This is a genomic window from Pseudomonas sp. Irchel 3A5, from assembly GCF_900187575.1.
Lineage (GTDB): Bacteria > Pseudomonadota > Gammaproteobacteria > Pseudomonadales > Pseudomonadaceae > Aquipseudomonas > Aquipseudomonas folii.
The window spans coordinates 1-13,633 of the sequence record NZ_FYDU01000023.1; the positions used below are offsets into that span (position 1 = coordinate 1).

The window sequence follows — 13,633 nt, forward strand, 5'->3', positions numbered from 1 at the left end:
AGTAATTCAATTCAACGACCAGGCGAATAGCCTCGGCTTTTTCTTCGGCTGTAACGACCCGAAATCCCATGATGCTTCCTTAGGTTGATACTCCTACATCATGGTCCATAAATATTGAGCCACAACAACTTGTTCGCGAGACGGAAGGCCTGAATCACCGCATCAAATCCTCTCGCCGCCAAGCCCGCTTCAGATTGTGATCACTTCAGACACAAAAAAGCCCGGCGAGCCGGGCTGTTTCTTTTCGGACCTCGCGATCAATAACGCTGATACTGCGAACCGAATTCTTTGCGGTTTTCGGCAACCACCACTTTTTTATCCAGGTTCACTGCAGCGCGGTCGAAGGTTTTGTTACCGGCACCGGCAACGTGGACTTCAGGGGTCGCAACGCTGGAACGGTCGGCAACCTGAGTAACTGCAGCGACAGTCTGGATGGGCGAAGTGCTGGCAAAAGCGCCGGTCGCGGTCAGGATCGAAAGGGCAAAGCTCAAAGCGATTGTGCGTTTCATGATGTGGCTCCAATAGTTGTTTCGAAGTGATGGGGCCAATCTAAATTCACAACCGCCTTATGAAAAACCACCCTTTCAGATACTGATTATCAGCCTCGTTGATGCTGGTGCGCGAGGTGTCTGGCTCGCGCTTCCCCAGCAAAAGCGGGGCTTTTATCACTTGCTGGTCACTGGGGCTTGCGTAACAGAACCCGGGTGACACGTCGCTCTTCGACGCCCACGACGGTCATGTCCCAGCCTTCCCAATCGAGCTTGTCGCCAATCCTTGGCAAGCGATCCAGCAGGCTCATCACCAAACCGGCAAGGGTCTGATAGTCCTCGGTCGCATGGGCCTGAAAACCGACACGCTCACGCACCTGGCTCAGGTTAAGGCCGCCAGAGACAATAAAACCGTCGTCCTCGGCCACTACATCCGGCCCCTCCACTTCGCTGGCATCCGGCAGTTCACCCGCGATGGATTCCAGAATGTCGGTCATGGTCAACAGGCCGATAAAATCGCCGAATTCGTTGACCACAAAAGCGATGTGGGTCGACTCTTTGCGCATCTGCTCAAGGGCGTTGAGGATCGTGAAGCTGTCCAGCAGGTTGATCGCCTTACGCGCCATGAACTCAAGGTTCGGCTCATTGCCAGCCAACAATTCCTTGAGCAACTCCTTCTTGTGCACGAAGCCCAATGGCTCATCCACACGACCGTCGCGGATCAATGGCAAACGCGAATAGGACGAATGCATCAGCCTGGTTCGCACGGTTTCCGGATCGTCAGCCAGGTCGATCAGATCTACCTCGGCCCTCGGTGTCATGGCCGAGCGAATCGGACGCTCAGCCAGTTGCAGCACACCACTGATCATCACTCGCTCACGACGGTGGAACACCGCCTCGGTCTGTTCACCTTCCAGCATGTCGGCGATTTCTTCGCCCACTTCATCGGCGTCCAGCTTGCGGCCACCCAGCAGGCGCAGTACGGCGTGGGCGGTGCGCTCACGCATAGGCCGCGCTCCATGCAATGACTTCTTGCGACGCTTGCGAGCGACCTGGTTGAACAGCTCGATCAGGATCGAGAAGCCAATGGCCGCGTACAGATAGCCTTTAGGAATATGGAAGCCCAGGCCTTCAGCGGTCAGGCTGAAACCGATCATCATCAGGAAGCCCAGACACAGCATGATCACAGTCGGGTGCGAGTTGACGAATTTGGTCAACGGCTTGCTGGCGATGATCATCAGGCCGATGGAGAAGATCACGGCAATCATCATCACAGCCAGATGCTCAACCATACCCACGGCGGTAATCACCGCGTCCAGGGAGAACACGGCGTCCAGCACCACGATTTGCGCAACGATCGGCCAGAATCGGGCATACGTGCCGTTGCTGGTACGTTCGGCAACGTGACCCTCCAGTCGCTCGTGCAATTCCATGGTGGCCTTGAACAACAGGAACACACCACCGAACAGCATGATCAGGTCGCGGCCCGAGAAGCTGTGATCGAACAGTTCGAACAGTGGCGCAGTCAGCGTGACCATCCAGGAAATACTGGCCAGCAAGCCAAGGCGCATGATCAACGCCAGCGACAGGCCAATGACCCGCGCCTTGTCACGCTGCTCGGGTGGCAGCTTGTCAGCGAGAATCGCGATGAACACCAGGTTATCGATGCCCAGCACCAGTTCCAGAACGATCAGAGTGAGCAGGCCAAGCCAGGCCGTGGGATCAGCTATCCATTCCATAGAACTATTGAATCTCTCGCAGACGGGATTTGACGGATGTTCTCAAGCCTGCCGGACGTAAAGATACGTCGGCCGCACAGGACACACTAGACGGATTATCGAGGGGGGTATTCAGACGAGCTGATCCTGAGGGGAAAGCGGGATCGGCACTGAAGTTAAAATCAAAGCAGTTAAAAGCAAAGCAACCGGGAGGTTCCTGAACGGTGTTCATACAATCCTGAGATTTATTACGGGCTGTGATCCTACAACGAGAAAGTCACTTTCCCACTCTCGAAAAGTATTACAAAGATTGACATCATTTCGCCTGTCCGGGCAATTGCTTTGAACTTCCAGCGCCTGAGCATGCCCCTTCTATACGTGCCGGGCATAACGCCGGGCGATTCTGGAGGCTTATCTCATGCCAGATGCACAGGGCAAAATTCGTTACGCAGTGGTTGCCGGAGGCTGGATTTCTCAAGGCGCATTCATGCCGGGCGTCGATCAGACTGATAACTCGGTGATGACTGCACTGGTGACTGGCGACCCGATCAAAGCCGACAAGCTGGCTGAGCTGTACGACCTGAAAAGCTATGACTACAGCGAGTTCGACACGCTGCTCAAGTCAGGGGAAATCGATGCGATTTACCTGGCCACGCCTAATTTCCGCCATCGGGAATTTGCCGTGCCTGCACTGGAAGCCGGGATCCATGTATTGCTGGAAAAACCCATGGCGACCAGCGAAGAAGACTGCATTGCGATCACCGAAGCCGCCCAGCGCTCCGGTGCCAAGCTGATGATTGCTTACCGGCTGCATTTCGAGCCGGGCACTGTCGAGATGATCGGACGCGTACGCGCAGGTGAAATCGGCGATCCACGGTTGTTCACGGCGACCTTTGCGCAGACGACCGATCCAAAAAATCACCGCATGCAGAATGGCTACTGGGCAGGTCCTGCGGCGGACATGGGGCCGTATCCGATCAATGCGGTCCGCAACCTGTTTGATGCCGAGCCTCTGGAAGTTCATGCCGTGGCTATTCATACGCCGGGGCGCGAAATCAATACGCCGGATACTGTCAGCGTGACCCTGCGTTTCCCGGAAGAGCGACTGGCGCAATTCACCGTCAGCTACAGCCTGCCGGGCACCCAGCGCTATCAATTAATAGGCACCAAAGGCGAGTTCGAAGCATCGCCATGCTTCGGTTTTGGTGAAGGCGTCGCGATCAGTTACCGGGCAATCATCGGTGACGAAACCACAGAACATGAACATCCTGTGGTGGACCAGTTCGGCGGTCAGACCCAGTACTTCTCCGATTGCATCCTGCAAGACCGCGAGCCAGAACCCGATGGCGACGAAGGCTGGCGCGATGTGCGGGTATTGGCTGCCATAGAACGCAGTCTCGAGACGGGCGAGATTCAGAAACTCGACCCGCTGCCGAATCGTCCCGGCATCAGCATCGAACAAGCCCGCCGCTTGCCACTGGCCAAAGTGCCGGAGTACATCAATACCGATGAGCCGAATGAGTAAGAGCATTCGGAGCGCCGTCGGAACGAGATTTGCTCTCGGCGACTGACGTGGGACCGGCTTCAGCCGGGAAGAGGCTGGTACATTCAGCACATCTTCATTGTCTGAAAGACAGCCTTCCCGGCTAAAGCCGGTCCCACGTCGGCAACCATGGCGCCCTCCCCATCCAGTTCCCTTTCTAAAGTTTCCCTGCAATTGGCCGCTACAAAGTAGATACAAATCCAGATAAGCCAGCACGGAAGCGCTATGACATCAATCTCTTTAGTCACTGCCAGCACGCCGCTCATCACCACTCCAGCCACCACTGCCGTACCAGTGAGCGCCACCCAGACACCTCTGACACTCGCCAGCTCACCGGCCTCCGTTGTCATGCTTGGTGAGGATTCCAAAGTCGCGGATGCCGCCACTTACTCCAGCCGTGGAAGCTTGAACAACGCCGATTCGGTGCTGATCCTTGAGAAAAACACCCGTGACGCCGTGACTACTGCCCTCACCGGCAACATGTCCGCGAAATCGACAGCGGGACGCTTTCAGGGCTTGGGCGCGGCACTGCTGGAACAGCTTGCCAGCGGCAATTCAAACTCCATTTCCCAGTCCATCATCAAATCAGGCGCTGGCGATGTAAAAGACGCTGCCGCGCTGAAATCAGCCCAGGCGCAGTTGCACGGCAATACGCAAAACACCATCACCCTCACCCTGAAAACCGCCAGTGGCGCGACCATCACCCTGAACCTGACCAGCAAGGATGACGGCCTCGCGGTGCAAGCCGATGTCACCGGTGGCAAGCTGAGCGATGAGGAAAATGAGGCCTTGGCTTCGTTGGCAGATTCCTTTCAGGGAGCGATTGATGGTCTGACTGCCGAAACGCCACGCCTGAATCTCGGCAACCTGACCCAGCTGAATCCAGCCCTCTTCTCGTCCGTTGACCTGAGCGCGCGCCTGAAAGTGGGCGATAACCAGTATCAGACGTTGAATTTCCAGTCGGATGAAAAGACCAAATCCGTCGAAATGACTGGCCCAACCGGCAATGTTCAACTGAGCGTTAAGAACAACTCAGCGATATTGGGCAACGCTCAACAGCAAGCCCAGGCCGTACAAAGCTACCTGAAGCAATTTGACGCAGCGCAAAGCCGTGGCCAGGGCGACAAAGACCTGATGGAGTTGTTCAAGGATGCATTTTCATCTTTGCAGAGTTCCACCAAAAGCCTGAGCGACAGCTCTGGCCTGAACAGTGTGGATCGCTCGATGTTGACCGGGCTTGCGGATTTCAGCGTGTCGCTGACGCAAAACGCCCAACACAGCAACCCGATGCGCCCCGCAGAAGCCGACAAGTTTGCTTATAAAGCCTCGCAAACTACAGACATGCAAGGTGCGGGCAACGCAAATCGGTCCATCGAGCAGAAGCAGACATCCAGCCTGGAGGCGTCGTACCACAAGAGCATTTATCCTGGTTCGAAACTGGCCTTGGGCAATACCGCCGAATCGCAAAACTACGACTTCTACCAGATCAAGGATCAGGCCGAGAGCAGCACCCGCATCGGCTATAACAAGGGCGCGCTGGTTGTGGCCAGCTCTACCCAGAGCGCTCAACAGTCGACAATCGTCAATCGATATGAGATGGGCAAACTGATCGATACCATCAGCACACCGAAAGAGATTTCCAAATCGCGCAACTTGCTGGGCATGATCGACGCCGCCCTGCGTGACGACCGAAGCTCGCGGATAACGACGGGCAAGTCGACACTTGACGACGACCTGATGGCGGTGCATGCCAAGGTGCTGCTGCAGTCCAATCCGTCTTCGGTGGTCAACTGACAGTCAGTCATGACGCACACTTGTAGGAGCTGCCGAAGGCTGCGAGGCATTAACCCTGACACACCGCCATCGCAGCCTTCGGCAGCTCCTACCAGACAACGCATAACTATCTGATTACACACAACCCGTGGGACCGGATTCATCCGGGAAGAGGCCAGTAGATCCGCCACCACATCGTTGCCTGAAATGCCGCCTTCCCGGACGAATCCGGTTCCACAGGTCTCAGGTTTACCGCGCGACAGCGTAGGGTCAGTGACACCCGGGCAGCTCCTACAGAAAATCAGCGTCAAGGCTGAGAGATGCTAAGCCTGAACTCAGACATCGCGAAACAGATCGTGTGCGTCCAGCAACCGGTAGGCAATTTCAGGATTCTTTTCCAGGCCTCGCCTGATGGCAGCAGGAATCGACTGCCGGGTTTTGCGACACAACCCCGGCAACTCGTCGATAGTGATCGCGATCCCGCGCATGCTGCGTACTTCGTTAAAACCCGGCACCACCTCCAGTCGAATCCCCAACTGCTCGTACAACTTGCCCTGCATGTGCTCAAGATCGGCCAGACTCTTCAGGTTTTCCAGACGCTCAAGCAGGCGCTTCTCCTCCTGACGGGTCAACGCCAGAATCCGCAGTTCGTGGGCCTGCAACAGTTCGCGCCCGCAATTGCAGGCACCGGGGGGACAAGGCTGACGAAGCGGTAGTGGGGCACTCATGGGCGCAGCATACCGAGGCTTGTCCCGACTTTGCCATCACCCCCGGCAGGATCAGCGCATTTTTCACGCTCGATTATGTTCAAACTCCCGACTGAGCAAATCCCTGAACGCGGGCAACACTGGATTTTCGTTATCGTTGCGGGAAATCATGTGCAGGTCAGCATTCAGGGTCGCGTCGCGCAGCGGCCGAAATACCACTGCGCCACTGTGCAGTTGCCGGGCCGAAGCCGGCACGATCGATAGTCCCAGACCGGCCTGGACCATACTCACAATCGCGTGGGTCTGCCCCAGGTGATAAGTGTAGTGAGGCGTGACACCGCTCATGGCGAACAGCCCGACAATGCAGTCGTAGAAATAACGGCCTTCATCTGCGGCGTACATCACAAAAGGCTGATGATTAAGGTCCGCCAGGGCAATCGACGGCTGCGCGGTCAACGGGTGTCCTGAAGGCAGCACCACTAACAGCGGCTCCCGATACACCAGTTGCGCATCGAACATCTCCCGATCCCTGACCTGTCGCACCAGGCCTATGTCGATCAGATTCGCCGACAGTGCATCCAGCTGGGCATCGGAAACCATCTCCTTGAGCACAAACTTTACTTCCGGCATTTCAACGGCAGCCTTGGCCAACAACTGCGGCACCATGCTGTAAGCGCTAACCCCGGTAAACCCCAGGGTAAGCCTGCCCACTTCGCCGGAGGCCAGACGCCGCGCTGAATTACCCGCCTGCTCCGAGAACGTCAGGATATGTCGCGCATCGCGCAGAAAGCCTCGGCCAGCCGCCGTCAGGCGCACGCCGCGGTTATTGCGCTCCAGCAGGACAATGCCCAGCGAACGCTCCAGTAACTGGATCTGTCGGCTTAATGGCGGCTGGGTCATATGCAGGCGTGTGGCGGCTCTGCCGAAGTGCAGCTCTTCGGCCGCGGCCACGAAACATCGCAACTGGTGTAATTCCACGATTCAAAATCCGCATCAACCTATCCAGTATCTATGTTAGACGTATATCCACCGAGGCTCCTACTATCGAGGAAAGAAGAAGTTACATCTTCTAACAAAAATAAAACGTCCCTACAGGAGACGCCTCATGCTGTCGAAATCCATCCCTCTGGACCAGGTCGAGGCGCAAGCCAGGGTCGGTCGCCATCGCTTTCTGATTCTTGCCCTGATCTTTATCGTTACCGTCATCAACTATGCTGACCGGGCCACCATGTCCATCGCTGGCACCGGGGTGGTCAAGGATCTGGGTCTGGATCCGATGATGCTCGGCGTGATTTTTTCCGCGTTTGCCTGGGCTTACGCGCTGGGCCAGGTGCCGGGCGGATGGTTACTGGATCGCTTCGGTGCGCGCCGTGTTTATGGTTGCAGCCTGGTGCTGTGGTCCATCTTCACGATGCTGCAGGGCACTGTCGGGTGGATGGGTTTAATGGGCGCTTCGGCCGCCATCAGCCTGTTCGCCATGCGCTTCATGCTGGGGCTGGTCGAGTCGCCCGCCTTCCCGGCCAACAACCGCATCGTGTCCTGCTGGTTTCCCACCAGCGAACGCGGTACTGCGTCGGCGCTGTTCAACTCCGCGCAATACATGGCCGTCGTCCTATTCACGCCGATGATGGCCTGGTTGACCCATTCGTGGGGCTGGGAGCATGTGTTTCTGTGGATGGGTGGCTTGGGTCTCGTGCTGAGTGTGGTCTGGTTTGCTTTCTACCGTGAGCCCCACAGCGATAAAAACCTCAGCCCTCGGGAGCTGGAATACATGCGCGAAGGCGGCGCACTGGTGGACCTGGAGCTGACCCGCACCACGAAAAAACCCAAAGCAAAGCTCAGCGAAATCAAGCAACTGTTCACCAGCCGCACCTTGTGGTCGATCTACCTGGGCCAATACTGCATCACCGCCCTCACCTACTTTTTCATCACCTGGTTCCCCATCTATCTGATCAAGGGACGCGGTATGACCATCATGGAAGCCGGCTGGGTCGCCGCGCTGCCTGCCATTTGCGGTTTCTCGGGCGGCGTATTGGGTGGCATGCTCTCTGACTGGATGATTCGTCGTGGTGTACACCCGTCAATCGCCCGCAAGACACCGTTCATGATCGGCATGGCGATGTCGACGATCCTGGTCTCGGCCAACTTCCTCGACGCCAACTGGATGGTCATCACCGTCATGGCCATTGCCTTCTTCGGCAAAGGACTGGCGGCGGTGGGCTGGGCCGTGTTGTCTGATACCGCACCGAAAAACATGGTCGGTCTCAGCGGCGGCGTGTTCAACGGCATCGGCAATATTGCCGGGATCATCACGCCACTGGTGATCGGCTATATCGTTGCGGTGACCGGCTCGTTCAATATCGCCCTGTGGTTCGTCGCGGCCCACGGCGTCCTCGGCCTTCTGGCTTATGGCTTGCTGGCTGGCCGGTTTGAGCGGGTGGTGATTGAGGAAGATGGACACGCTCCAAAGTGAGCGCTGGACCTTGTGGGAGACTCTATGTTCGCCTGCAAGCGGATTGACGACGTGGGACCGGCTTTAGCCGGGAAGGCGGTATTTCTGCAGATAGAGATTCGGCGCCTGTACCGGCCTCTTCCCGGCTGAAGCCGGTCCCACGTCCATCAGTGATTCCTGTGCGGTGCCTTATCGTCGAAATGCCGCGCAGACCGAGCTCTGCTCCCACAAGGATCACATTCCAGATTAATCTCTAAGCGCCTCTTCAAGAAACGCCACCAACGCCTGCAAACGCGCGGTACGGTTTTTCCGGGAGCGCACCAGCAAGCTGATGGGGGCGCTGTCGAATTCCCACTCCGGCAAGACCCGCACCAGCGTCCCGCTCGCCAGCGCGTCCTTGATGTCCCACTGGGAACGCAACACCAGCCCCTGGTCCTGCTCTGCCCAGCGCCGGGCGACGCTGCCGTCATTGCTGAGCATCGCCGGTTCTATGCGCAAAGTGCGCCGCGTTGACTGCCTGCGCAGTTGCCAGAGGGTGACGTCCTCTTCATTTTCGCGAATGCAGATACACCGGTGCCGCAACAGATCTTCGGGGGATTCAGGCATTCCGTGTTGCGCAAGATAGGCCGGGCTGGCGCACAGCCAACGCTCGTTATGGGCCAGCGTACGCACCACCCACGAGCTATCGCTGACGCTACCGATATGGATCACTGCGTCGCAGTCGTGACGGTCGGGCCAGGGTGTTTCGCGCAAATCCAGATGCACCCGCACCTCAGGGTGCAATCTGGCGAAACGCGCCAGCAACGGCGCGATGCGCAACCGGCCGTAACCGAACGGCGCTGCCAGTCTCAGGGTGCCACTCAGTTGATCATCGGCCTGTTTGAAATCCTCCGGCAGTGCTTCCAGTTGTTCCAGCAACAACGCGCTCTGTCGGGCGAAACGCTCACCCTCGGCGGTCAGGCTCAACCGTCGGGCAGTACGGTTTGCAAGGCTGATTCCCAGCAAACCTTCCAGCTTGCGCAGGCGCATGGACAGCGCTGGCGGCGAGACATTCAGGCTTCTGGCCGCCGCGCTGAGGGATTCCGAGCGGGCAAGCGTCACTGCCAGACGCAGATCTTCGATGGCGATCATTCAGTTTCACTTAATGATAAATGCCACTGCATTGAAGCACAGACTTACGTTAACGACGTAGATTGGCAGCACGCACCGCCAACAAGAGCCATGACTATGCCGACATTTCAGACCCTGAACACGCCCGCCGCCGTCATCGACATCCCCCGCATGCAGCGCAACATCCAGCGTATGCAGCAAAGAATGCGCTCTCTGGGCGTTCGCCTGCGCCCGCATGTGAAAACCAGCAAATGCCTGGCCGTCATCGATGCCCAGCGCGCCGCCGGAGCGCAAGGCATCACGGTGTCCACGTTGAAAGAAGCCGCGCACTGTTTCTCCCATGGCATTGACGACATTTTTTACGGTGTGGCCATGGCGCCGGGCAAATTGCAGCAGGCTTTTGGGCTGCGGGTGAAGGGCTGTCGCTTGAGTATCGTCACCGACAGCTTGATCGGTGCCCAGGCCATCGTCAGCTTTGGCAGAGCGCATGGGCATTGCTTCGACGTCTGGGTCGAAATCGACAGCGACGGCCATCGCTCCGGGTTGAAAGCCGACGACCCGACGTTGCTGCACGTTGCGCGAACGCTTCATGAAGGATGCATGCAACTGCTCGGCGTCATGACCCACGCCGGTTCAAGTTACGAGCTCGACAATCCCGAGGCTTTGCAGGCAATGGCCGAACAGGAACGTCGGGCCTGCGTGCTGGCAGCTGAAAAGATCCGCGCCCAAGGGCTGCCCTGCCCTGAAGTCAGCATCGGTTCGACGCCCACGGCACTGTCGGCCACAGACCTTGAAGGCGTGACGGAAGTACGCGCGGGGGTTTACGTATTTTTTGATCTGGTAATGCTCAACGTCGGCATCTGCCAGCCAGACGAACTGGCCCTTAGCGTGCTGACTACGGTCATTGGTCATCAGGAAGAGAAAGGCTGGATTATTACCGACGCGGGCTGGATGGCCATGAGTCGGGATCGGGGTACCCAGAAACAGAAACGTGATTTCGGTTATGGGCAGGTCTGCAGCGAAAGCGGTGAATGGATTGAAGGTGCGGTGTTTGAAGGAGCCAATCAGGAACACGGGATTGTCAGTACTCGCGAAGCCGATATCACCATGCGCTATCCGATCGGCAGCCGCCTGCGCATTCTTCCTAACCATGCGTGCGCCACAGGCGCGCAGTTTCCGGAGTATCAGGCGGTTGATGCCGAAGGTAGGGTGCAGGTCTGGGGTCGGTTGTATGGGTGGTGATGCCCAGCGCCCTCAGAACTCTGCGCAAGCTGATTGACGACGTGGGACCGGCTTTAGCCGGGAAGGCGGTATTTCTGCGGATAAAGATTCAACGCCTGTCCCGGCGTATTCCCGGCTGAAGCCGGTCCCACGTCATCAGTGATTCCTGTGTGAGCCGGGCTTGGACGGGATTCCGATGAAGCAGGCGCCAAGGCCTTAACCGGGATTACATTTCAAGCGAGCCCTACCCAACCCTCCGCCCCTGCACCGGATAACCCGGATCGGTATAACCATGGGTCGACGTATGCCCCGGCACCACAAGGCTGTCCACCAGCTTCTCATCGTCCGGACCCAGCTCCAGACTCAGCGCCTCCAGATACGTGTCCCAATGCGCCTCAGTCCGGGGCCCGGCAATCGCGGCGCTGATCAGCTTGTTCTTCAAGACCCAGGCCAGCGCGAAAGCAATAGACGTAGTGCCCCGCTCAGCCGCATGCCCGGCAATCGTCTGGGCAATTTTCAGCGACTCGGGACGCCACTCGGTCTGCTGCAAACGCTTGTCACCGCGGGCCGCCCGGGAGTCTGCCGGAATGTCTGCATCAACCCCGTACTTGCCGCTTAATACGCCTCGTGCCAACGGGCTGTACGACACAACCCCAAGCCCGTACTGCTCGGCGGCAGGCAATTGCTCAACTTCCGCACTGCGGTCGACGATGTTGTACAGCGGCTCACTCGCCACCGGCCGTTCGATGCCCAATTGATCAGCGATCCGGACCATCTCCGCGATACGCCAGCCATGGAAGTTGGAAACCCCGTAATAGCGGATCTTGCCCTGACGAATCAGGTCGCCGATTGCCCGAACGCCCTCTTCCATCGGTGCATCAGTCAGCGCCCGGTGGAAATACAGCACATCGATATAATCAGTACCCAATCGTTTCAGGCTGGCTTCAACCGATTGCATGATCCATTTGCGCGACTGGCCTTGTTCGTTAGGCCCCTGAGCTCCGGGCGTCGGGTAGCCGAACTTGGTCGCTAACACCCAACGGTCGCGCTGCTGAGCGATGGCACGACCGACCACCTCCTCGGAACGACCGGCATGATAGGCATCAGCCGTATCGAGGAAGTTGACGCCCTGCTCGAACGCCCTGGCGATGATGCGTTTAGACGTTGGCTCATCGGTTTCGCCGCCAAACATCATGGCGCCCAGGCACAGGGGTGAGACTTTCAGAGCGCTGCGGCCCAGATATCGGTAGTCCATAAGTCCTCTCGAGAGTGGCTGAGATAAGAATTCAGCCCATCCTAGAGAACGAGAGATTATTGAGTAAGATCAAAAAGCGAGATTCAGTCATGAGCAATATTCATGTGTTCAGCCGTAAGGCATCGACCACGATTGCCAAGGCCCGGGAGCTTTGACGGCGACTGGCGTAATACAGATGCAGGCCCGGAAAGGTTGGAAACCAGTCCTCCAGCACCCAGTTCAAACGACCCGCATCGACGTGCGGCTGTGCCAGATCTTCAGGCATATAGGCAAGACCACCGCCATCCAGGGCGGCCTGAAGTATCTGATATACGCCATTGAAAGTCAGTTGCCCCTTCACGCGGATCTGCCGCTCGTCCTTGCCGTTCGCCAGCTCCCAGGCATAACAACCACCATGAGTCGGCAGTCGCAGATTGATGCAATTGTGCTCATGCAGATCATCAGGCTTGAGCGGCATGGCGCGGTTTTCAAGGTACGACGGCGCGCCCACGATGGCCATGCGCATGTCCGGCGCAATGCGCAACGCGATCATGTCCTTGGCAACCTGATCGCCGAGTCGTACACCGATGTCGTAACGCTGAGCGACGATGTCTGTCAGACCGTAGTCAGTCATGATCTCGACTTTGAGGTCGGGGTACTTCGGCAAGACTTTAGCCAGCCTCGGCCACAGAACCGTATTGGCACTATGGTCGGTAGCGGTAATGCGGATGGTGCCGCGGGGCTTGTCCCGCATGCCTGTTACTTCGGCCAGATCAGCATCGATTTCTTCAAACCGTGGCGCCAGGCTCTCGAACAGCCGCTCACCTGCTTCGGTAGGTGCCACGCTGCGGGTGGTGCGAGTCAGCAACCGTACGCCGAGTCGGGTCTCCAGCGAACGGATGGTATGGCTCAAGGCGGATTGAGAAACTCCAAGCTGTGCCGCGGCGCGAGTGAAGCTCCTTTCACGGGCAACCGCAATGAATGCCAGCAGATCGTTATAACTGTCCCGCGCCATTCATGAGCCCTCGTCATCTAATGGGTGGATTAAACCAGCTAACGCTTAATCGACCACGCTATTTGTTTGCAAGATGTATCGGGGCAACCACTGACAGACACATACCAAGTGCCCGTTTATGCGGGGTTCACGGGCATTGATGAGCTCAGCTCAGGGGTGTATTGCGGTCCATGCGCATAGTCCTGCAAGGCTTGGGCAACTACCGTCACAGCTCTCGCACACCCACTACGTGCCGGTCTGCATTCATGAGCAGAACACATAACTGTTAGCGAGCAGAAACCGCAAACTTTCTACGCAGACGGTGAGTCGTAACTTTGATTGCACGAAATGTGACCTGTACGAAACTTGACCCACCTGAAACCGGGCAGCCGG

General features: G+C 57.6%; 11 protein-coding genes. 4 read left to right on the forward strand and 7 right to left on the reverse strand.

What is annotated here, in order from left to right; all coding sequences use genetic code 11:
* Nucleotides 1–257: 257 nt before the first annotated feature.
* Nucleotides 258–509, reverse strand: coding sequence for a hypothetical protein (locus CKW31_RS27750; RefSeq protein WP_095102075.1), 252 nt, complete (start codon nt 507–509; stop codon nt 258–260).
* 167 nt (nt 510–676) lie between these two features.
* Nucleotides 677–2,227, reverse strand: coding sequence for a TerC family protein (locus CKW31_RS27755; protein ID WP_095102077.1), 1,551 nt, complete (start codon nt 2,225–2,227; stop codon nt 677–679).
* Nucleotides 2,228–2,624: 397 nt separating this feature from the next.
* On the opposite strand from CKW31_RS27755, the gene CKW31_RS27760 reads away from it, so the two are divergent.
* A complete protein-coding gene (locus CKW31_RS27760) occupies nt 2,625–3,731 on the forward strand; it encodes a Gfo/Idh/MocA family protein (RefSeq protein WP_095102079.1) in 1,107 nt (368 codons plus the stop codon).
* Between the two features lie 243 nt (nt 3,732–3,974).
* On the forward strand, nt 3,975–5,543 hold the full coding sequence (locus CKW31_RS27770) for a lactate dehydrogenase (protein WP_141230201.1): 1,569 nt from the start codon (nt 3,975–3,977) through the stop codon (nt 5,541–5,543).
* Between the two features lie 314 nt (nt 5,544–5,857).
* Here CKW31_RS27770 and CKW31_RS27775 read toward each other — a convergent pair whose 3' ends face one another.
* The gene (locus tag CKW31_RS27775) at nt 5,858–6,250 is read right to left on the reverse strand and encodes a hypothetical protein (RefSeq protein ID WP_095102085.1); all 393 of its coding nucleotides are present in this window, start codon (nt 6,248–6,250) and stop codon (nt 5,858–5,860) included.
* 63 nt (nt 6,251–6,313) lie between these two features.
* Nucleotides 6,314–7,207 (reverse strand): LysR family transcriptional regulator, encoded by an 894-nt coding sequence (locus tag CKW31_RS27780; RefSeq protein WP_218192169.1) that lies wholly within the window; start codon nt 7,205–7,207, stop codon nt 6,314–6,316.
* 127 nt (nt 7,208–7,334) lie between these two features.
* Here CKW31_RS27780 and CKW31_RS27785 point away from each other — a divergent pair, with 127 nt between their 5' ends.
* Nucleotides 7,335–8,702: an MFS transporter gene (locus CKW31_RS27785; RefSeq protein WP_095102089.1), complete on the forward strand. Its 1,368-nt coding sequence runs from the start codon at nt 7,335–7,337 to the stop codon at nt 8,700–8,702.
* A 225-nt stretch (nt 8,703–8,927) separates the two neighbouring features.
* Here the strand turns inward: CKW31_RS27785 and CKW31_RS27790 are convergent, their stop codons facing one another.
* Nucleotides 8,928–9,812 (reverse strand): LysR family transcriptional regulator, encoded by an 885-nt coding sequence (locus tag CKW31_RS27790; RefSeq protein ID WP_095102091.1) that lies wholly within the window; start codon nt 9,810–9,812, stop codon nt 8,928–8,930.
* Nucleotides 9,813–9,908: 96 nt separating this feature from the next.
* On the opposite strand from CKW31_RS27790, the gene CKW31_RS27795 reads away from it, so the two are divergent.
* Entirely contained in the window at nt 9,909–11,033 is a 1,125-nt protein-coding gene (locus CKW31_RS27795; RefSeq protein ID WP_095102093.1) for a DSD1 family PLP-dependent enzyme, read from the forward strand.
* A 223-nt stretch (nt 11,034–11,256) separates the two neighbouring features.
* Here CKW31_RS27795 and CKW31_RS27800 read toward each other — a convergent pair whose 3' ends face one another.
* Together CKW31_RS27800 and CKW31_RS27805 are read right to left on the reverse strand one after the other, a co-directional pair.
* Nucleotides 11,257–12,267, reverse strand: coding sequence for an aldo/keto reductase (locus CKW31_RS27800; protein ID WP_095102095.1), 1,011 nt, complete (start codon nt 12,265–12,267; stop codon nt 11,257–11,259).
* Nucleotides 12,268–12,367: 100 nt separating this feature from the next.
* Nucleotides 12,368–13,261 carry a LysR family transcriptional regulator gene (locus CKW31_RS27805; protein WP_095102097.1) on the reverse strand — a complete coding sequence of 298 codons (894 nt, stop codon included), beginning with the start codon at nt 13,259–13,261 and terminating at the stop codon, nt 12,368–12,370.
* Nucleotides 13,262–13,633: the final 372 nt, after the last annotated feature.